Below are 19,024 nucleotides of genomic sequence, written 5' to 3' on the forward strand. Positions count from 1 at the left end.
CGCGGGCGCCCGCCGCGGGGGTCGGGCCGCGCGCCCCCCACGTCCGCGTACCTGGTCAGGTACCAGAAGACGCGGCCGCTCGACGGGCCCACCTGGCGGTGGAACGGGGCCTGTTCCCGCATGCGGTGGAACAGCGCGTGCGGGTCGGGGACGTGCCGCGGCGCGGCCGGGTCGAACGCCTGCTCCTGCGTCGTCGCGGTCATTTCCGCCTCCTCACCCGCCCCGGCGGGCCGCCGGCCGCCGAACGCGACTCCCGGGAACGCGACTCCCGGGAACGTGACTCCCGGGGACGTGGCTCCCCTGGGCCGCCGGCCGGGGGGCGTGGCGGCCGGGGAGCGCCACCGTCAGGCGCCGGTGGCACGTCGCCCGCTCTGGACGTCCAGCGCGAAGAACCTCCGGGTGGCGCGGCCGAGCTCCTCGGCGCTGTTGTAGCCCCGCCTGGCCAGCTCGACCTGCGCCGACGACCCGTCCCGCCGCCAGTGGCGCAGGAAGATCCTGCCGGAGATCTCCGGCGGCGGCACCACCAGCCGGCCGCGGGACCGCTCGGTGGCCTCGTCGGCACGGGCCACGGTGTCGGCCCACTCCCGCAGGCGGCCGGTGTCCCGGACGTGCGACAGGACGGCGGGCCGCCAGTCGGCCGACTGCCAGACCGGCCACACTCGCACCATGACCAGCCGCAGCAGCTCGGCGACGGGGAGGGCGGCCGGCTCGGCGTGGGTGAGCCATGCGGCCAGGCTCGGCGGCAGGTCCTCCCCTTCGGCGACGCCGAGCCGGGCGCGCGTGTACGCCTCGAGGGCGGCTCCGCTCTCGCCGGCGAAGTCGCGCAGCAGCCCGGACAGGACCTCCTCGTGCAACGCGGGGTAGCCGGGATCGAACAGCCGGCCGGCGGTCAGCAGGTCGAGGTCGGACATCCAGCGGCCCGGCGCGTACTCCCGCCGGGAGCGCCGTCGCAGCACCTCGTTGTGGGTGATCCCGGTCAGGACGGCCCCCGCTACCCGCGATCCGGGCGATCCGGACACGGCCCGCTCGGGACGGCGGTCGCCGGCGGCACCGGGCGCCTCAGGCTCCGGCCGGGCGGCTCCAGGCGCTCCGGACGCGGACGGGACGGACGTCAATGCGGGCCTGCCGGACGCGGACGCGGCGGACGCGGGCCGGACGGACGCGAACACGGGCCCCCCGGACGCGGGCGGGCCGGTCATGGCCTGGGCGGATGCGGGCAGGGCGGAGACGGACGCCGGCGGGATCGAGCCGGGCGGGGTGACGGCCGGCGGGATAGAGCCGGGTGAGGTGGCGGCGGGAGGGGTGGCGGCGGCTCTGAGTGCGGACAGGGCGTCGCGGCGTTTGAGGTCCCACTCCCCCGAGCCGATCATGCGCTCGAGCGCGGCCAGGGCGTCGCCGGCGTCCGGGCCGAGCGCCTCCCCCATCTCCCGCCAGGTCCGGTGCGCGAAGGGCCGCTCCTTGGCCGCCCGCACGATCCGCTCGCCGATCGCCGCCGGGACCAGGTCCGTTCTGGCCCCCTCGCGGCAGCCGTAGCGGATGTTGACCATCGCGACCGTGCCGGCCGGGTACCCCAGGGACGCGGGCCCGTGAAGCACCGCGACCTCGTCGTCGCCGTCGACCTCGCCGGTGGCGTACATCCGGTGGACCGTCCCGACGCCGCGCATGCCGTACGGGCCGAGTTCCGCCGCCCGCAGCGCGCCCATGCTGGCCGCGCCGATGACCTCGACGCCCTCGCCGAGCAGCCAGAGGATCTCCTTGTGCCCCACCGACAGCCGCTCACGGTAGTAGCCGTCGATGATGACGGCGGTGTCGCCGCGGGCCCAGTCCTCGGCGAGCAGGTCTCCCCGGGCCACCGGGGGGCGCACCCGCGCTCCGGGGACGACGTCGCGGATCTCGTCGGGAGAGATCGTCGGTCCGGCGTAGACGACCACCTTGGCGCTCACTACATCACCTCCGGTCGGACGCGGCTTCCCGGCGCCACCACTTTGACCACCGGGACCCCGATGTCCTCGTGGGTCAGGTCGACCACCAAGGGCGCGTGGGAGAAGGCGATCGCGGCGCGCTTGACCACGTCCTCCAGGTCGTCGACGAGGCTTTCGTGCGCCGTGAGCGCCGGGACGGCCTCGGCGGCGGGGTCCGCGGCGGGCCGCGCGGCGGGCTTCGGGCCGGGGGCGTCGTTGAAGCCGGCGTCCAGGTCGTCCCGCGCGCCCGAGACGTACCCCAGCCTGGTCTGCGCCGCCTCGGTCACCGCGCGGGTGAGCGCGATCTCGGAGCTGAGGTGGCAGCCGAACCCGGTGAACGCCGGAGGGTAGTCCTCGCAGGTGATCCGGGCGAGGAAGCACGGAAGGCCGGTGGGCGAGGGAACCGACCTCACCTCCAGGCGGACCCCGGCCCGCTCGATCATCGAGCACAGCCCGTCGACCACGGGCGAGCCTAGCGACCGCGGGTCGGCGCGGACGCCCATGTCGCCGCCGCCGGTGAGCGCCGCGGTCATGGCGTCCCTCTCGACCACTTCGTACAGCGCGTGCAAGATGGCCTCGACGAGGGTGTTCCCGCTGGCCAGCCCGTTGGAGGAGGCGAAGAACGCCGGCGGGTTCCACCCCGTCCTGCGCTCGAGCGAGAGCGCCACCGTGTCCAGGGGGACGAGCGTCTCCGAGCCGTCGACCAGCGACCGGGCGGTCACCCAGTCGACCGGCAGGCCGTCGTGCAGGACGCTCGGCTCACAGCGCGGCAGGTCGCGGACGTCGTAGCCCAGCCGTTCGCCGACGTCGCGGGGGGCCGCCGTCACGGCCGGCGTGAGGGGCCGCTCGGCGTGCCAGAGCTCGACCGACTCCATGATCGCCGACAGCCGGGCCAGCTCGGGGGTGATGCCCTTGCCCTGGGACACCGCGAGCGTCGCGGCGGCCGGGCGGACGGCCTGGAACGTCGGGATGCCGATGGTGTCGAGACGGGTGATGTCGGCGACCCTGGTGACGCCCACCTGGCGCGCCGCGCGGGCGGCCATCGCCATGGTGTCCGCGGGGTCGTGTGCCCTGTCGGTGCCCGGCAGCCTGACCTTGGCCCGGTCGGACTGCGAGAAGATCCACGAGAGGGAGGCTGTGCCGGTCCGCATGCTGTTGCCCCTGTCCACGGTGGCGGCCCGCGAGCCCGCGACGGCGGGGCCGCCGCGGGCTCGCCCGGTCAGATGTTGCTCGCCCGGGCGAGCAGGGCGCGCCCGGCGACGGCGTAGCTCACGGCGGCGATGACGGCCAGCACGAGCAGGTTCTGCCACGCGGCGGCGAAGCCGAACACCGCCGCGTCGCGCATCCCGTTGATCGCGTACGTGAGCGGGTTGACCACCGACACCCACTGCAGCACGGTCGGCATGCTGTCGACGGTGTAGAGCGAGGGCGCGCTGAAGACCAGCACGAGGAGCGACACGTTCGTGCCCACCATGAAGGTCTGGAAGTCCCTGATGGTGATCGCCGCCGCCAGGTACAGCCCGTTGATCGCGATGGAGGCCAGCGTGAGGGCGGCCAGCAGGCCGGCCCAGCCCTCGGCGTGGAAGGGGAAGTCGAAGATGAGCACGGCGACGCCCAGGGCGACCAGGCTCTGCCCCAGCACCAGCGACACCCCGGCGAGCAGCTTGCCGAGCAGGAACCGCGAGCGGCGCATCGGGTAGGACCACAGCTGCGTCGCGACCCCGCTCAGCTCCTCCTGGAACAGCGCCATGCCCGAGGTGCCCGCGGCGCTGACCACCGACATCGCCAGCACCATGGGGAGCAGGAAGATCGCGAACCGCAGGGGGACGCCCTTGTAGTCGATGACCCCGACGAGGTTGCTCAGCGAGGTGTTGACCAGCAGCAGGTACACCAGCATCGGTGACAGGCTGAGGACCAGGTTCACCCGGTTGCGGGCCAGCAGCGCGTACTCGCGGTAGAGCACCGCGAACAGGTCGGCCGCCTTGGCGGTCGGGGCCGGGGGGACATTGTGGAAGGTCAGCTCGGCGCTCATGTCACCCCTCGTTCTCGGTCATCCGCAGGAACACCTTCTCCAGCGAGTCCATGGCGGTGGAGACGCCCGAGATGGCGACGCCGGCGTCCTGGCAGTGCCGCGACAGCGCCGGAAGCACGTCCTGCACGCGGGCGCCGTGGACGCGCACCGCCGCGTCCTCGGCCGTGGCCGCGAACCCGGCCGCCTCCGCCCAGGCGGCGACGGCCCGGCCGGCCTCGGGGTCCTCGACGGTCACCAGCATGTGGGTGCTGCCGAACTCCTCGACGAGCTCGCGCGGCTTGGCGAAGCGGAGCACCCGCCCGTGGTCGACGACCATGACGCGCTGGCTGTTGCGCTCCAGCTCGTCGATGTGATGGCTGGTCCACAGCACGGTCGCCCCGTGCTCCTCGCGCAGCCAGGTCACGAACCGCTCGACCTGGTGGCGTCCGGCGACGTCGAGCCCGGCTGAGGGCTCGTCGAGGATCAGCAGCCGGGGGAGGGTGATCAGCGCCCGGACGAGCTGCAGCCGCTGCCGCTGACCGCCCGACAGCTGGAAGCACAGCTGGGACAGGACGTCCTTCAGCCCGAGGAACTCGGCCACCTCCATCGTCCACTGCCGGACCTCGCGCCAGCTCAGGCCGCGGAACCGCGCCGCGATCCGCAGGTTGTCGATCGCGGGGAGCATCATGTCGAATGGACCGGACTGGTGCATCGCCCCGATGTTGGTCTTGGCGGCGACCGGTTGCCGGGCCGGGTCGGCGTCGAACACCCGGAGCCGGCCGGAGGTGGGGGTGGTGACCCCGCAGATCATCTTGATCAGGGTCGTCTTCCCGGCGCCGTTGGGGCCCAGCAGCCCGATGGTCTCGCCCCGGGCGATCTCGAAGGAGACGCCGTCCACGGCCGGCCTGTCGCGCCGTGGATAACGCTTGGTCAGGTTCTCGGCCGTCACCACGTCGCTCGACACAGCCATAGCCATCACTCCGCCCTTCGCCGCGGCCGTTCCGGCGCGGCAGACGCGTTCATCGCCCGGCAGCCGGGCGTCGGTCCCTTGGCGGCCTTCGATATGGGCCCGGCCATGGGCGCCGCCGAAGGCGCCGCCACGGGCGCGGCCCCGGCCCCGATCCGGCGGGCGGGCCGCCGGATCGGGGCGTGGGGCCGCATCCGCCGGCTAGTTCTCGGCGTTACCCGATCCGGACCAGAGCCCGCAGGCGCACAGCATCGCGGCCTCGAAGCCGTGCTGCGCCGCCTCCGGCCTGTTCCATCCGCCGTCCAGGGAGTGGGCCAGCACCTCGGGCACGAGCCCGGGAACCCGGTTCTTGAGTGAAATGAGCAGATTGGCTTCTTCTTCGGTCAAGGTGGCTAATGCCGCCTCAAGTCCCGGAGCCGGTGAATCGCCCAGGATTCCGGCTTCTCGCAGACTTCGCCGCGGGTCGAAGGCCATGCCTCCCCCTTTCCATCGGGTGCGAATTGGACTGCAGGTGAAGTATGGCCTCGCGCCCCGCGGCCGGCACAACCCCACGAACGTGGGCGTATTCCCCGTTCGACGGTAAGGGAAAAGGGAAACGGTACCGCGCCACCTCTCCATAGAAGTGGCCCGGGGCGCTCTCCGCAGGCCGGTCGGACGGCGCCCCGGCGCGGCCCCGGACCTGGGGAATCAACCGGCCGCATGGTTACGCCATACCGATGATTAACCGTGCCCTTCTAGCGTCAAGGCCAGAGGCCCCCACCAGGGCGCCTCGCGGTCAAGGCGATTCGATCCGGGACTTCTCATGAAACATGTTTCCGATGGCCTGATGGACGATCGCGACAGATCGCTGGTCGTCCTGCTGGCCAGTGGGTACACGACGACGAGAATCGCGCGCGAGATGCGCCTGAGCAGGTACACCGTGGCCGAGCGGATCAGCAAGCTACTCGACCGGTTCGCCTGCAGCAACCGAAGCCAGCTCGTGGCGTATTCCTATGTTCACGAGCTTCTGCGTGTCGGGATCTGGCCGCCGCGCGCCGTCGAGACCGGCCGTCTGGAAACGATTTCCGGGGGCTCGTGAACGTGAATACACCGCGCCGTCCGGCCTTTTAGGGCCGCGCCCGCGAGCGGCGGTGATATGCCCACGATCGTGGGGTTGTATCGCCCGTCTCATTCGCGGACATACTCGAGCCACACCCAATTTCCTCTAAATAGAGAGGTGAAGGCATGGCCTTCGACCCGAGGGAAGCGCTGCGCGAGGCCGGAATCCTGGGCGGCCCGGTGCCCGAGGACCTCCAGGGGGCCTTCGCCTCCTTGAGCCAGGAGGAGACCGAGCTGCTGATCTCGCTCAAGAACCGGATTCCCGCGATCCTGCCCGAGGTCCTGGCCCACTCCTTGGAAGGCGGGGAGTGGGACAGGCCGGAGGCGTCGCAGCACGGCTTCGAGGCCGCGATGCTCTGCGCCTGCGGGCTCTGGTCGGGATCGGGACAGAACTAGCCCGGACGACTCGGCGGTGCGGCCCCGGCGGTCCCGCCTCCGGTGGCCGCACCGCGCCGGAGCAGGGACCGGGGCCGCACCCGCGGTCGCGGACGTGAAGGGAGCCCGGATGCCCGGGAAGCTGGCGGGAAACCGCGCGTTGTTCGACGTGCCGCAAGACCTCACCTACTTCGTGAACGGCGCGGACCACCTGGTCGTCAACCCGCAGGCAGGCGGCCGGTGCGTCCTTTCCGCCCGCGAGTTCGCCGTCCTGCGGGCCCTGGCGCGTCCCGGGGCGGACGGGGAGCCGGCGCCGCTGGAGGACTCCGCCGAGACCGAGCGGACCCTCGCCAAGCTCATCTTGAACTGGGTCGTCTACTACAACGGCAACCGCCCGGAGATCAGGATCAGGGAGGCGCCGCTCCGCACGGCCTACTACGCCATCACCGACGGGTGCAACCTGCGGTGCCCCTACTGCTACGCCTCCTCCGAGAAGTGCCTGCCGGGCGAGCTCGACACCGCCGAGTCCCTCGACCTGGTCTCCCAGATCGCCGACTTCGGGGCCGAGGTGCTGATCTTCACCGGCGGCGAGCCGATGCTCCGCAAGGACCTGTTCCAGATCGTGGAGCACGCCAAGTCGCTCGGCCTGAAGTGCAACATCATCAGCAACGCCACGATGATCAGAACGCCCGCGCTGGCGCGGCGGTTCGCCGAGCTCTTCGACGCCGTCACGGTGAGCGTCGACGGCGGCACCGCCGAGTCCCACGACCGCACCCGGGGCGCCGGCTCCTTCGACCGGACCCACCGCGCCCTGCGGCTGCTCAACGACGCCGGCGTGGTGCCGAGGATCAACCACATCGTCACCTCCGACAACGTCGAGGAGCTGGAGCAGTTCGCGACGTTCATGGACGGCCTGGAGGTGCACAGCATCCGGCTGATGTACCACAACAAGCTCGGCCGCGGGACCGGTGACGACTACGACTTCGGCTGGGAGGACCACCTGAGGATCCAGCAGATCGCCTGGACCTCGCCGGTCGCCGGCAAGCTCAAGCCGGACGGGCCGCGCATCGTGACCCCGTGCTCGGTCAAGGGCAACTGCGGCATGGGCGGCAACGAGATCTACATCAACTCCCTCGGCGACGTCTACCCGTGCAAGCTCATCACCGGGCGTGCGGAGTTCGCCGGAAACGTCCGGCAGCGGCCGCTGTCGGAGATCTTCGCCAGTCCCGTCCTCGGGGGGATGCGCAGGAGCACGGTGTTCGGCGGCGACTACCACTCCGACTGCGCGAAGTGCTACATCAAGGCATCCTGCGGCGGAGGTTGCCGCGCCGCCCACATGTCGGAGTCGGGCGACCTGCGGCGCAACAGCCGCCACCTGTGCCGGATCCTGCGGCACGGCGTGGTCACCCAGCTCTGGCAGGAGGCCGGGGTCGGCCGCGCCGAACTGGCCGCGAACGACCTGGAGATGACCACGCCCCGCATGGTCGCCGGCGACGACGTCCACCCGGTCTTCGACGACTGGAAGGGCTACGTGCCCGTCTCGCCCGGGGCCGTCAAGGTGGGCGAGCTGCTTTCCATCACACCGGTGTAGAGGAGGTGGAGTGTGACACTCCAGATCAGTGAAGCGGTGGTGTGGCAGGAGACCGCGGACGGCGTCTCGCTGTACCACACCGAGACCGGGGACTTCCGTACCCTGAACGAGACGGGCTCCCGCATCTGGATGCTCGTCGCGAGCGACGGCGCGCGCGAGCCGGTGGTCTCCAAGCTGTCGGGCGAGTTCGCCGGCGGCAACACCGGGATGCTGAGGCGCATCCTGGTGGACGTGCACGAGTTCATCGGCTCCATGATCGAGAACGGCCTGATCGAAGAGCGCCTGTCGTGAGCCGCCCGGCCGCGGCGGCGCGGGGCACCCCGGCCCGGATCGCCGTCCGGTCCCCCGTCCGCTCCCCCGTCGGGGACCACGTCAGGGACCCTGTCGCGGACCACGTCGCGGACCACGTCGCGGACCACGTTAGGGAACCTGTCGCGGACCACGTCGGGGATCACGTCCGGTCCGCCGCGCCGGCTCCCGTTCCATGACCACCGCGGTGGTCCTCGGCGGGGGCTTCGCGGGAGTGCTGACCGCCGCCGTGCTCGCCCGGCACGCCGGCGAGGTCATCCTGGTCGAGAGCGACCACTACCCCAGCGGCCCCGGCCCCCGGCGCGGACTGCCGCAGGCCCACCACACCCACGTGCTGGTCACCGGCGGCGCGCGGGCGCTGCGGACGCTGCTCCCCGGGACGCTGGAGGAGCTGTACGCCCGGGGCGCGCACCGCCGGAGCCTGCCCGGCGAGGCGCTGATCCTCACCGCCGAGGGGTGGTACCGGCGCCACCACACCGAGTCCTACCTCATCTCGTGCAGCCGGGCGCTGCTGGACCAGGTGGTGCGGCGCCGGGCGCTGGCCGGCGGCGCCGTCCGCGTCCTTGCGGGCACGCAGGCGCTCGGGCTGACCGGCGACGCCACCCGGGTCACCGGGGTGCGCGTCCGGCGCGAGGGCGCCGCGGCCGAGACGATCAGGGCGGACCTGGTGGTCGACGCGACCGGGCGCAGGTCCAGGGCCCCGCGGTGGCTGGCCGAGCTCGGCGCGCCGCCGGTCGAGGAGGAGGCGGTGGCCTCGGGCCTGGCCTACTCCACGCGGCTCTACCACGCCCCGGCCGACCCCGCCGCTCCCGCCGCCGCGATGCCGGCGATCGTCCTGCACCCGCGCCCGGCGCCGGGACGGCCGGACCAGGGGGCGACGCTCTACCCCATCGAGGGCGGCCGGTGGATCGTGACCCTGACCGGCACCCGGGGCGGCGAGCCGCCGACCGGCGAGCGGGAGTTCGCCGATTTCGCGCGCTCGCTGCGCAGCCCGATCGTGGCCGAACTCATGGCGGCGGCAGAGCCCGCCGGCCCCGTCCGTCCCTACCGCGACACGGCCAACCGGCGGCGCTTCTACGAGCGCGCGGCCCTGCCCGACGGCTTCCTCGCGATCGGCGACGCGGTCACCGCGGTCAACCCGATCCACTCGCACGGGATGTCGGTCGCCGCGCTCAGCGCCCTCCGGCTGGACGCGGAGCTGGCCCGGCGCGGAATCGGGCCGTCGGTCTGCCGCGAGGCGCAGGCCGCCGTGGCGGCGGAGGCGGACCGGTCATGGCGGATGGCGGCCGGACAGGACGCCCGGCACGCCGGCCCCGGCCGGGAGGCCTCCGGGGACACCGGACCTGACCGGGCAGCCCCCCGGCGCGTAGGTCCCGGACGGACGTACCCCGGGCACGCGAAACCCGAGCGGACGGACCTCGGGCAGGCAGGTCCCGGGCAGGCGGGACCCGAGCAGACAGATCCCGGACAGACGGGACCCGAGCAGACGGGACCCGAGCAGACGGGACCCGAGCAGACGGGACCCGAACGGACAGACCAAGGGCAGGCAGGTCACGGGCAGGGAGGTCACGGGCAGGGAGGTCGCCGGGAGGCGACGGCGTTCGAGCGCCAGGTCGGCGCCCTCATGGCCCGGGCGGCGCTGGACAGCCCCGAGCTCGCCGCCGCGTTCTTCCGCGCCCACACCCTGATCGAGGCGGACGCGGACTCCTCTCCGCCATCCCGCCCGGCGATGGGCAGGCCGCGGGCCCCGCTCACCGCCGAGCAGGCGATCGCGCAGTACCCCGGGCTGGCCGGATGGCGGCGGTCCGGGGCCGCGCCCGCACTGTCCGGGCGCCCGCCGGCCTCCGGCCGCGGCCAGAACGTGCCGTCGGCCGGCGACCACGTGAGCACCGCGTGAACCATGTGAACGTGTGAACACTATGAACGAAGTGAACTTGTGGACGCTGTGATGGGAGAGACCACATGAGCCCCGAGACCGCCGCGGGCATCCCCCGTGACCTGCTGTTCGGCAATCCGGTGTACGTGGCGCCCGTGATCTCCCCCGACGGGACCCTCCTGCGCCATCTCGCGCCCGACGAAGGCGTGATGAACGTGTGGGTCGGCCCGGCGGACGCCCCGGACCAGGCGAAGCCCGTGACCCGCGACCGGGGGCGGGGCATCCGGGCCTGCGGCTTCTGCCACGATGACCGCACCCTGTTCTACCTGCGCGACCAGGACGGCGACGAAAGCTGGCGGCTGTACCTGGTCGACCTCGGCACCGGCGAGGAACGCTGCGTCACGCCGTTCGACGGCGTCCAGGCCCGCGTCCTGGCGCACAACCGGTGGCACCCGGGCACGATGCTGGTCGGGCTGAACAAGGACCGGCGCGACCTGCACGACGTCTACCGGCTGGACCTGGCCACCGGCGGGCTCACCAAGATCGCGGCGAACCCGGGCTACCTGACCTGGGAGATCGACACCGGCCTGCGGATCCGCGGCGGCACCGCCATGAACCCCGACGGAAGCTCCACCATCCACCTGTCCGGCCCCGGCGGGGGCGAGGCGGCGCCCTGGCTCGACGTGCCGCGCGAGGACGCCATGGGCACCCACATCGCCGGGTACTCCCGCGACGGGCGGACCTTCTACCTGCTGTCGTCGGTCGGGGCCAACGCCTCACGCCTGTTCGCAGTGGACGCCGCGACCGGGCGGCGCACCCTGCTCGCCGGCGATCCGGTCTACGACGTCAGGCGGGTCGAGATGGACCCGGCGACGCGCGTGCCGCAGGCGGTGGTGCTGGGCAAGGACCGCGAGGAACGGGTGTTCCTCGACGAGGACTACGCCAAGGCGATCGACCGGATCCGCGGCGAGCTCGCGCTGCTCGGCGTCGACGGCGAGATCTCCGTCGACCGCTCCGACCGCGCCGACCGGCGCTGGACGGTCACCGTGGTGTCCGCGGACCGGCCGGTCGGGTTCTACCTGTTCGACCAGGCCGACGGCCGCCTGCGCTTCCTGTCCGACCACCAGCCGGGCCTGGCGCGCCACCGGCTCTCCGCCATGGAGCCGTTCGTGTTCGCCGCACGCGACGGGGTCGAGGTGCACGGCTACGTGACCTGGCCGGCCGGCGCCGTGCGGCGGGGGCTGCCCGCCGTGGTGAACGTGCACGGCGGGCCGTGGGCGCGCAACTCGTGGGGGTTCGACGAGGAGGCGCAGTGGCTGGCCGACCGGGGCTACGCCTGCGTCCAGGTGAACTTCCGCGGCTCGTCCGGGTACGGCAAGGACTTCCTGAACCTGGGCGCCAAGCAGTGGGGCGGGGCGATGCACACCGACCTGCTCGACGCGGTCGGCCATCTGGCCGCCGGCGGCTCCATCGACGCCTCCCGGGTCGCGATCATGGGTTGTTCCTACGGAGGGTACGCCGCGCTGGCCGGGGCGGCGTTCACCCCCGAGGCGTTCGCCTGCGCGGTCGACCTGTGCGGCCCGTCGAACCTGCTGACCCTGCTGGCAGGAGGGGCCGCCTACATGCGGCCGCTCATGTCCTTCATGCACGCCAACGTGGGCGATCCCGCGACCGAGCGCGAGATGCTCTGGGAGCGTTCACCCCTGTCGCGGGCCGGCGACATCGCCATCCCCGTGCTGGTGGCGCAGGGGGCCAACGACGTGCGCGTGCCGCGCGAGGAGGCCGAGCAGATCGTCGCCGCGCTGCGGGCCAACGGCGTGCCGCACGAGTACCTGCTGTTCCAGGACGAGGGCCACGGCCTGGGCAGGCCGGAGAACCGCGAGACCTACTACGCCGCCGTGGAGCGCTTCCTGGCCCGCCATCTGGCATAGGCGGACCCACGGGCCCGCCATCTGGCATAGGCGGACCCACGGGGCCCACACCCACGACCGGCCGATCACCGGGACGCGGAGCCGGCAGGCCGATCTACGGCATCTTCTCGTTCCGGGCGCTCGGACCGCCGATCCGGAGGGCGGGCGGCGGCCGGCGTGGGCCCGCAGGCGTGCGGCCACGGTCCACGGTGCCCATCCGCGGTGCCCGGAGGCGGGCGGGAGGCCGGTAGAGTCCTGGCGTGGAGCGAGAAGGCGTGGCCGGGCTGCTCGCCGGCGCGGGGGTGGACGCCAGGCGCCACCGCAGGGCGCTGGCGCTGCTGTGCGAGGGCGGGTGGTGGACGCTCGCCGACCTGGTCCGGGCCACCGCCACCTCCCGGCGCGGCGTCGAGGCGCTGCTGCGGGTGGTGTCGCCCGAACGGTCCGGCGAGCGGTTCCGCCTGGTTCCCGGGCAGATCCGCGATCTGCGCGCCCTGCTCGACGACGACCCCGCCGCGGCCACGCCCGGCGTGCCCCACACGCCCGGCGTGCCCCACCCCGGCGCCCGGTCCTCCCCCGCGGGCCTCGGGCCGGCCGATCCGGTGGAACATCTGCTTCCCCGGTACGGGCAGGTGGTCGAGCGGCTGGAGAAGCTCGTCGCGGGGGCTCCCCGGGGGCGGCACGTGCTGGACCACGTGGCCGCGACGCCGGAGACGGTCGTGCGCAGGGCGCTGCTGCTCGGGGCGAGGTTCTGGCTGCCGGGAGCGCGGCTGCTGTGCGTGGGCGACCACGACCTGACCTCGCTGGCGGTCAAGATGATCCACCCCGGCACCGAGGTCACGGTGGCCGACGTCGACGAGCGCATCCTGGCCTACATCGACGAGCAGGCGCAGGCCCTGGGCTTCACCGTCCGCACCCTCTGGGCCGATCTGCGGCTCGGCCTGCCCCCGGCGGCCCGCGGCCAGGCCGACCTCGCGCTCACCGACCCGCCCTACACTCCCGAGGGCGTCGGGCTGTTCGTCGCCCGGGCGGTCGAAGGGCTGCGCGAGCCGGAGGAGGGGCGCGTGCTGCTCGCCTACGGCGCGAGCGAGCGCACCCCGATGCTGGCGCTGAAGGTGCAGAACTCCCTGCACGAGCTGAACCTCTGCTACGAGGCCGTCTACCCCGACTTCAACCGCTACTTCGGCGCGGAGGCCATCGGCTCGGCCGCCGACCTGTACATCCTGCGCCCCACCACCAAGACCCGGCCCGCCGTCGCCGCCCGGGTCGACCGCTACGGCACCGGCATCTACACCCAGGGCCCCCAGTCGGTCGAGTCCCGCCCGGCCGCCGGCGGCGCCGCCGATCCCGGTCCCGGCTTCGAGCCGGGGGTGCTCGTCGGCGACTGGCCGAAGGACGTGCTCCCCGGCACGCCGCGTGCCCGCCTGGCCACCTGGCTGGCCAAGCCGTACGCCGCCGCTCACGACCGCGCCGCCGTCTTCGTGCCTCCCGGCCTGGAGGCCGCGCTCCCCCGCCTCCTGCTGGCCACCCGCGCCGGCCACGTGCGGGTCCGGCTGGCCGAGCCGCCGCGCGATCTCGACGCGCTGGCGGAGCCGCTGTCCCCGGTCTACCGGCTGACCGCCGGCGGCGCCGTCCTGGACGCCGTGCGGGTGGACCCGCCCGCGGACGCGACGGGACGCCTGCTGCGCGCCATCCTGGACAACGCGCACGGCAAGCTCGCCAACACCTGGCGCGAGGGGCTGATCCGCGCACGTCCCGAGCTCACCAAGAGGCAGGCCAGAGCCGTCATCGGCGAAGCCGCCCCGTGGGCCGGCGAGGTGAGCGTCCTTGAACTGCCCCTCCACCGCCTGCGCGACCTGCGCCCGGCCGTGGCCGCCTCACTCGGCGCCCCCGTCCCCGCCTGATCCCCGCGTCCCCGCCTGATCCCCCGTCCTCGCCTGATGCCCATCCCCCGTGCCGGCCTTATCCCCTCGTGCCCGCCGGGGCGCGTACGCGCCGGGCCGATCGTGCCCCGGGCCGATCGTGCCCCGGGCCGTGCGCGCGGCCCGGGCGCTGGTGGGGTGGACACGGCGGCGGTCAGGTGACCTCGCGCTTGGGCGGTGACCAGGTGTCGCAGGCGCCCGCGCGGGCGGAGCGGTAGCCCTTTAGCAGCCAGCGCAGCTGTGTCGGCATGGCGCCGTGGTCCTGGACCGCGCGGTCGGAGATCGTGCCCTGGTAGATGGAGCGGAACAGCGCCCAGGAGGGCATCGACCGGCGCAGGGCCCCGATGCCGACGCCCGCGAAGCACTCGGCCTGCAGCTCAAGGCGCCTGTTCACCGTGTCCCGCTTGGCCGGCGAGCCGGCGTCGTCGTAGGCCTCGCCCATGTAGTCGGAGATGTAGGCCATGTTCTGGACGTGGTGGCCGTACTCGTGGGCGACCACCTCGGCCAAATCCGCGGCGGCCGCCGGGTGCAGGTCGTACCGCTCGACGATCACGTAGAAGGTCCGGGTCTGGTCGCAGTAGGTGCCCTTGGCCCCCTTGGCGGGCATCAGCCCGCAGTCGCGGTCGCGGACCCGGTGCCGGACGAAGCGGCGCGGGGGCACCGTGTAGTAGATCCTCGCCAGCGCGAACTGCCGCGCCCAGACCCGGTCCAGGCAGGAGGCGACCGCCTCCATGTACCTTTCGACCGACGGCCACCGGCCCGCTCGGATCGCCGGGATGCGGCACCCGCCCCGCGCCTTGGCGACGGCGTACAGCGGGTTGCCCACCGCGGCGGTCCGGCCGCGTGGAGGCAAGATCGTCTCCGACTCCCGCTTCTCGGCCCGCGCGAGAGGCACCCGGGCGGGCGCGGCGGCCACCGTCACGCCCGCAGCCGGCCCCGCGGCCGGCCCCGCGATCGCCCTCGCCGTCCCGGACTCCGTCCCCGGCGCCGTCCCGGCCAGGATCACCGTCCCCGTCCCCGTCACCGGCGCGGGGGCGGGGGCGGGAGCGGGGGAAGGCGCGGGCGCGGGCATCGGTGCGGCGGCGGGGACGGTCTCCGGCGGCCGGGCGGAAGCGGGCACGGGCGGGCACGCCGGCACCGCCTGCACGGCGTCGGCCGCCAGCAGGACGCACGCGACCAGCAGCGGGAGGAGACGGCGCATGATCGCGAAGTTTAAGCGCCGTTTATTACGAAATGGCGGTCAGCATTACCGATATAACGAGATAGCGCCGTCCACCGGGGCGAGCGTACGAGCGCGCTCAGTCGCGGGCCATCGCCTCGAGGGTCTCGATCATGTGCTCGCGCAGTTCGGTGAGCCGCACGTCCAGGATCAGCGAGGCGATGCCGGGATTGTTCTTGATCATCTCGCGCAGGCCGCTGTACCCGGGGCCGTGGACGAAGCTGTGCCGCACGACCGTCTGACCGGGCTCGTCGCCCGGCACCAGCTCGTAGTGCCAGCGCGACGAGGGACGCTCGGGGTCGCCCTCGGGGTCGAGCACGAGCCACCCGAACGTGTGGTTCTCCTCCACCTCGGTCACCACGCAGGTCACCGTCCAGACGCGGTCCTCGCGGCGGTTGGTGCCCTGGAACCGGGTGCCCTCGCGCACCTGGGCGTCCGCGGGGTCCACCCAGGCCCCGTGCTCGCACTCGGGACTGAAGTCCCCGATGCGCGGGACCGCCGTGATCCTGTCCCACAGATGCTCCGGTGAGGCGTCCACGGTGACCTCCAGGTCCACCCGCGCGCCCGTGACGCCGTAGTCCTCCATTGCCGACCTCCGCATACCCGTCCTGGCCATCGGTCCGGTGCCCACCTCGCGATGAGGTTCCCTCGAACAACTATCGTGCGCAAGGGGGCCGGACGTTGCGGTGCGGCCGGTGCATAGGGGTACAAGTGGGGTGACCCCGCGCGCTCGGGGCGGGATCAGAGATCGGGGGCCGCGCCGTCCATCATGGGGCGCACCTCGACGCCGGTGTAACGGGCGTCCGGGATGAGGGCGGCGAGCTCGACCGCTCGCTCCCTGTCAGGGCATTCGACGAGGTAGTAGCCGCAGAAGTGCTCCTCGGCCACGGTGTAGGGCCCGTCGGTCGCGTGGACGGCGCCTTGGCGCACCCGGACGGCGGCGCCGGTGGAGGGGTCGGCCAGCGCCTCGGCGCGGATCATCTCCCCCGACTCGGTGACCATCGCGATGAAGCGTTCGTGACCGGCGAAGATCTCCCGGCGCTCACGCTCCGGAAGCGCGTCCCAGGTGACGGGGTTCATGTAGATCATCAGCATGTACTTCACGGGCGCGCTCTCCTCGGCCCGGCGCCTCCCGCGGGCGCCTCACACCGGGGGGTCGGAGCCGCCGCGGCGTTCTCGACATCCGGGAGCGCTTCTCGCGCCGCCGGGTCAGGTGAGATCGTCGGCCGACGGGCCGGTCGCCAGGGGGTTGCAGGTGCGCAGTTCCCAGTGGCTGATGGCCGGGTCGCTCAGGACCTGGGCCACCGTGGCCTGGATCTGGTCGCTGGTGGTGTCGTCCGCGGTGTCGACCCGAATGACGATCTCGCCGTTCGCCTGCCGGAGGTCTTTACGCCATTTGTCGGGCAGCAGGGCCAATATCCGGATGCCGTCTATGGGGGAATTGGCCGAAGGCTGCGACGTGGCGGCGCGGTGCATCGTCAGCTCGACCAGCATCGTCACCCGTCCCTCGTTCAGTCCCAGGTGGTGCCCGGGATCCCGGTGGTACAGCGGCCTATGCCGCCGGTACCGCCGATGCTACCCGAGAGGGCGGACACGACGATCGAGACCGTCCGTTTCGCCGGGAATGACGGTGTCTGCATTTCCTTTTCCATTTCCGAAGGACGCGCAATTCGTCCGCGTGCAAATGATCGGGGATTCGACCACCGCAAGCCGGCGAACCGGCCCGCGTGCCCCGCCGCCGGACGGGCGGATGGACGGCGGCGACGCGGCGGGCACGGCCCGCTCACGTCCCGCCGCCCCCGCGCGCACGGCCGCCGTTCCGGGCGGCCCCGCCGCGGCCGGCCGGGTCATGCGAAGAGCTTGGCCAGCCAGTCCTGCCAGGCCTGCTCGACCTTCCTCGGGTCGGCCTTGTCGGCGAAGATGTGATGTCCCACCACCACCGTGTCGTGCTGGCCCCGGATGAACCGGTACAACCCATCACCGGTCCGCACCCCCAGGAAGTCCGGCGCCACATAATCGGCCACCCCCTCGATCGGCGCGAAGCCCTCCGGCGTCAACCGCACCCGATCTCCCTGAACCACCTTCCCCGGCAACCCCAGACCCCGCTCCAGCACCGACCACACCGGCTCCACCCCACCGCCACCCGGCCGCGCCGCGAACACCACCAGCGCGAACTGACCGGGAAAATGCGTCAGATACTGGTCCAGCGTGTGCAGATACATGTCCCAGCCGCGCTCCAACGCCTCCACCTCCGCCTGCCATCCATCACCCAGAACACCGGTCTGCGCCAGCCGCAGCACCGTGCTCTCCCGTCCTTCGCCTTCAATGCCTTCAAGGAGGAACTCGAAGGCCATGTAGGTGCCGTCCTCGCCCTCGGCGCCGCGGAAGGCGAAGCGGCGCCCCGGCTCCCACGCCGTCACCGTCGCCTCCACCGGGAAGTCACCGAAGAACTGCACCGCCTTGCCGCCCACCCACGGCTCGACCTCATTGCGCCCCAGGAACCAGGAGTTCAACCCCGGCCCGCTGGCCACCGCCTCCCACACCTGCTCGGCGCTCGCCCGCAGCTCGATCTTCTTGCGCACTTCGAATGGGTGCGTCATCACAACTCCCCTGGCCCTCGATGCCTCATCGCCCTGGCCGGCGCCCCGGTGTCGAAGCCTTTCGTTCCGGCCATGGCTCTACGGTCGCACCGAACACTTTTTTTGTCAAGACTATGAGAGTTGTCGGAGGCGAAGCATGCGAAAAGACCGGCTCGCTCGTACGGCGAACCGGTCTCTACCAGCGGCTTTCTAGGCGGACTCGCGGACCACCAGCTCGGTGGGCAGCACCACGGGGTCGGCCTCACCGCCTTCGAGCAGGCGCAGCAACAGGCGCACCATGGCCGCCGCCTGCTCGCGGAAGGGCTGACGGACCGTCGTCAGCGGCGGCTCGGTGTAGCGGGCGGCCTCGATGTCGTCGAACCCGACGACCGCCACGTCGTCCGGCACCCGGCGGCCCGCCTGCCGCAGCGCCTGCAGCGCCCCGATGGCCATCAGGTCGTTGGCGACGAACACCGCGTCCAGCGCCGGGTCGTCCTCCAGCAACTGCCGCATGGCCACCGCCCCCGACTCGCGGGTGAAGTCGCCGATGGCCACGATCGAGCGCCGGTCGGACCCGTGCAGCACCGACCGGTAGCCCGCCAGGCGGTCCTGACCGGCGATCATGTCGGGCGGCCCCGCGATCGTGGCGATGCGCCGCCGCCCGCGTTCGAGCAGGTGGCGCACGGCCGTCTCGGCGCCGCCCACGTTGTCGTCGTCGACGTAGGGCAGGTTGACGTTGACGGCGGGCCGGCCGTAGGACACCGCGGGGACCCGCATGCGGGTGATCGCCGCCGGCAGCGGGTCGGCGCCGTGCATGGAGATCAGCATGACGCCGTCCACGTGCCCGCCGGTCAGATAGCGCTCCACCCGGGCGTGGCTCGTCGGAGTGCCCGCCAGCATCAGCAGCACCTGCTTGTCCGCGGCCTCCAGCTCGGCGCTCGCCGAGCGGATGACCGTGGAGAACATCGGGTCGTCGGAGAACACCCTGGTCGGCGGCTCGGACACCACCAGCGCGATCGAATCGGTCCGCTGGGTGACCAGACTGCGCGCCGCGAGGTTCGGGACGTAGCCCATCTCCTCGACGGCGCGCATCACCGCGTCGCGGAGCTCGGCGGTGACGGTCGTCCCCCCGTTGACCACCCGGGAGACCGTGGCGCGGGAGACCCCCGCCCGCGCCGCCACGGCCTCGAGAGTAGGTCGTCTCATACC

18 protein-coding genes and 1 pseudogene are annotated in these 19,024 nt (G+C 72.9%); 7 read left to right on the forward strand and 12 right to left on the reverse strand.

Annotated features, from left to right (window positions below; genetic code table 11):
• The 6 genes and pseudogenes from ACWEN6_RS16830 to ACWEN6_RS16855 form a co-directional block, all read right to left on the reverse strand.
• A pseudogene (locus tag ACWEN6_RS16830) lies at window positions 1–203 on the reverse strand (hypothetical protein); the annotation flags it as partial.
• Between the two features lie 141 nt (window positions 204–344).
• Window positions 345–1,943, reverse strand: coding sequence for a TfuA-like protein (locus ACWEN6_RS16835; protein WP_452571006.1), 1,599 nt, complete (start codon window positions 1,941–1,943; stop codon window positions 345–347).
• Window positions 1,943–3,112, reverse strand: a complete 1,170-nt coding sequence (locus ACWEN6_RS16840; RefSeq protein ID WP_452571007.1) for a YcaO-like family protein — start codon at window positions 3,110–3,112, stop codon at window positions 1,943–1,945. Before ACWEN6_RS16840 ends, ACWEN6_RS16835 begins: the two co-directional genes overlap by 1 nt.
• Before the next feature lie 68 nt (window positions 3,113–3,180).
• Entirely contained in the window at window positions 3,181–3,993 is an 813-nt protein-coding gene (locus tag ACWEN6_RS16845) for an ABC transporter permease (RefSeq protein WP_452571008.1), read from the reverse strand.
• Window position 3,994: 1 nt separating this feature from the next.
• Window positions 3,995–4,942, reverse strand: coding sequence for an ABC transporter ATP-binding protein (locus ACWEN6_RS16850; protein WP_452571009.1), 948 nt, complete (start codon window positions 4,940–4,942; stop codon window positions 3,995–3,997).
• A 198-nt stretch (window positions 4,943–5,140) separates the two neighbouring features.
• A complete protein-coding gene (locus ACWEN6_RS16855) occupies window positions 5,141–5,413 on the reverse strand; it encodes a StsA-related sactipeptide RiPP (RefSeq protein WP_452571010.1) in 273 nt (90 codons plus the stop codon).
• A 352-nt stretch (window positions 5,414–5,765) separates the two neighbouring features.
• Here ACWEN6_RS16855 and ACWEN6_RS16860 point away from each other — a divergent pair, with 352 nt between their 5' ends.
• The 7 genes from ACWEN6_RS16860 (at window position 5,766) to ACWEN6_RS16890 (ending at window position 13,999) form a co-directional block, all read left to right on the forward strand.
• A complete protein-coding gene (locus ACWEN6_RS16860) occupies window positions 5,766–6,017 on the forward strand; it encodes a LuxR C-terminal-related transcriptional regulator (protein WP_452571011.1) in 252 nt (83 codons plus the stop codon).
• Between the two features lie 146 nt (window positions 6,018–6,163).
• Window positions 6,164–6,433, forward strand: a complete 270-nt coding sequence (locus ACWEN6_RS16865) for a StsA-related sactipeptide RiPP (protein WP_452571012.1) — start codon at window positions 6,164–6,166, stop codon at window positions 6,431–6,433.
• Window positions 6,434–6,542: 109 nt separating this feature from the next.
• Complete coding sequence (stsB, locus tag ACWEN6_RS16870) at window positions 6,543–8,003, forward strand: StsB family radical SAM/SPASM domain sactipeptide maturase (RefSeq protein ID WP_452571013.1); 1,461 nt, start codon at window positions 6,543–6,545, stop codon at window positions 8,001–8,003.
• 12 nt (window positions 8,004–8,015) lie between these two features.
• Entirely contained in the window at window positions 8,016–8,294 is a 279-nt protein-coding gene (locus ACWEN6_RS16875; RefSeq protein ID WP_452571014.1) for a PqqD family protein, read from the forward strand.
• A gap of 193 nt (window positions 8,295–8,487) precedes the next feature.
• Window positions 8,488–10,209 carry an FAD-dependent monooxygenase gene (locus tag ACWEN6_RS16880; RefSeq protein ID WP_452571015.1) on the forward strand — a complete coding sequence of 574 codons (1,722 nt, stop codon included), beginning with the start codon at window positions 8,488–8,490 and terminating at the stop codon, window positions 10,207–10,209.
• Window positions 10,210–10,274: 65 nt separating this feature from the next.
• A complete protein-coding gene (locus tag ACWEN6_RS16885) occupies window positions 10,275–12,119 on the forward strand; it encodes a S9 family peptidase (protein WP_452571016.1) in 1,845 nt (614 codons plus the stop codon).
• 239 nt (window positions 12,120–12,358) lie between these two features.
• Window positions 12,359–13,999: a bis-aminopropyl spermidine synthase family protein gene (locus ACWEN6_RS16890; protein WP_452571017.1), complete on the forward strand. Its 1,641-nt coding sequence runs from the start codon at window positions 12,359–12,361 to the stop codon at window positions 13,997–13,999.
• 172 nt (window positions 14,000–14,171) lie between these two features.
• Here the strand turns inward: ACWEN6_RS16890 and ACWEN6_RS16895 are convergent, their stop codons facing one another.
• From ACWEN6_RS16895 to ACWEN6_RS16920, 6 genes are all read right to left on the reverse strand, one after another.
• Window positions 14,172–15,218: a neutral zinc metallopeptidase gene (locus ACWEN6_RS16895; protein ID WP_452571018.1), complete on the reverse strand. Its 1,047-nt coding sequence runs from the start codon at window positions 15,216–15,218 to the stop codon at window positions 14,172–14,174.
• 97 nt (window positions 15,219–15,315) lie between these two features.
• Window positions 15,316–15,822 carry an SRPBCC family protein gene (locus ACWEN6_RS16900; RefSeq protein WP_452571019.1) on the reverse strand — a complete coding sequence of 169 codons (507 nt, stop codon included), beginning with the start codon at window positions 15,820–15,822 and terminating at the stop codon, window positions 15,316–15,318.
• 155 nt (window positions 15,823–15,977) lie between these two features.
• The gene (locus ACWEN6_RS16905; protein WP_452571217.1) at window positions 15,978–16,331 is read right to left on the reverse strand and encodes a YciI family protein; all 354 of its coding nucleotides are present in this window, start codon (window positions 16,329–16,331) and stop codon (window positions 15,978–15,980) included.
• Between the two features lie 114 nt (window positions 16,332–16,445).
• Window positions 16,446–16,730, reverse strand: a complete 285-nt coding sequence (locus tag ACWEN6_RS16910; RefSeq protein WP_452571218.1) for a hypothetical protein — start codon at window positions 16,728–16,730, stop codon at window positions 16,446–16,448.
• Window positions 16,731–17,083: 353 nt separating this feature from the next.
• Window positions 17,084–17,836, reverse strand: a complete 753-nt coding sequence (locus ACWEN6_RS16915) for an SRPBCC family protein (RefSeq protein WP_452571020.1) — start codon at window positions 17,834–17,836, stop codon at window positions 17,084–17,086.
• Window positions 17,837–18,025: 189 nt separating this feature from the next.
• Entirely contained in the window at window positions 18,026–19,021 is a 996-nt protein-coding gene (locus tag ACWEN6_RS16920; RefSeq protein WP_354848852.1) for a LacI family DNA-binding transcriptional regulator, read from the reverse strand.
• Between the last annotated feature and the right edge of the window lie 3 nt (window positions 19,022–19,024).

This window comes from Sphaerisporangium sp. NPDC004334 (assembly GCF_053602655.1).

Coding starts and splice junctions, on each gene's coding strand:
- ACWEN6_RS16840 (WP_452571007.1), bottom strand. CDS start 3,112: ATGCGGACCGGCACAGCCTCCCTCTCGTGGATCTTCTCGCAGTCCGAC.
- ACWEN6_RS16845 (WP_452571008.1), bottom strand. CDS start 3,993: ATGAGCGCCGAGCTGACCTTCCACAATGTCCCCCCGGCCCCGACCGCC.
- ACWEN6_RS16850 (WP_452571009.1), bottom strand. CDS start 4,942: ATGGCTGTGTCGAGCGACGTGGTGACGGCCGAGAACCTGACCAAGCGT.
- ACWEN6_RS16855 (WP_452571010.1), bottom strand. CDS start 5,413: ATGGCCTTCGACCCGCGGCGAAGTCTGCGAGAAGCCGGAATCCTGGGC.
- ACWEN6_RS16860 (WP_452571011.1), top strand. CDS start 5,766: ATGGACGATCGCGACAGATCGCTGGTCGTCCTGCTGGCCAGTGGGTAC.
- ACWEN6_RS16865 (WP_452571012.1), top strand. CDS start 6,164: ATGGCCTTCGACCCGAGGGAAGCGCTGCGCGAGGCCGGAATCCTGGGC.
- stsB (WP_452571013.1), top strand. CDS start 6,543: ATGCCCGGGAAGCTGGCGGGAAACCGCGCGTTGTTCGACGTGCCGCAA.
- ACWEN6_RS16880 (WP_452571015.1), top strand. CDS start 8,488: ATGACCACCGCGGTGGTCCTCGGCGGGGGCTTCGCGGGAGTGCTGACC.
- ACWEN6_RS16885 (WP_452571016.1), top strand. CDS start 10,275: ATGAGCCCCGAGACCGCCGCGGGCATCCCCCGTGACCTGCTGTTCGGC.
- ACWEN6_RS16895 (WP_452571018.1), bottom strand. CDS start 15,218: ATGCGCCGTCTCCTCCCGCTGCTGGTCGCGTGCGTCCTGCTGGCGGCC.
- ACWEN6_RS16900 (WP_452571019.1), bottom strand. CDS start 15,822: ATGGAGGACTACGGCGTCACGGGCGCGCGGGTGGACCTGGAGGTCACC.
- ACWEN6_RS16905 (WP_452571217.1), bottom strand. CDS start 16,331: ATGCTGATGATCTACATGAACCCCGTCACCTGGGACGCGCTTCCGGAG.
- ACWEN6_RS16910 (WP_452571218.1), bottom strand. CDS start 16,730: ATGCTGGTCGAGCTGACGATGCACCGCGCCGCCACGTCGCAGCCTTCG.
- ACWEN6_RS16915 (WP_452571020.1), bottom strand. CDS start 17,836: ATGACGCACCCATTCGAAGTGCGCAAGAAGATCGAGCTGCGGGCGAGC.
- ACWEN6_RS16920 (WP_354848852.1), bottom strand. CDS start 19,021: ATGAGACGACCTACTCTCGAGGCCGTGGCGGCGCGGGCGGGGGTCTCC.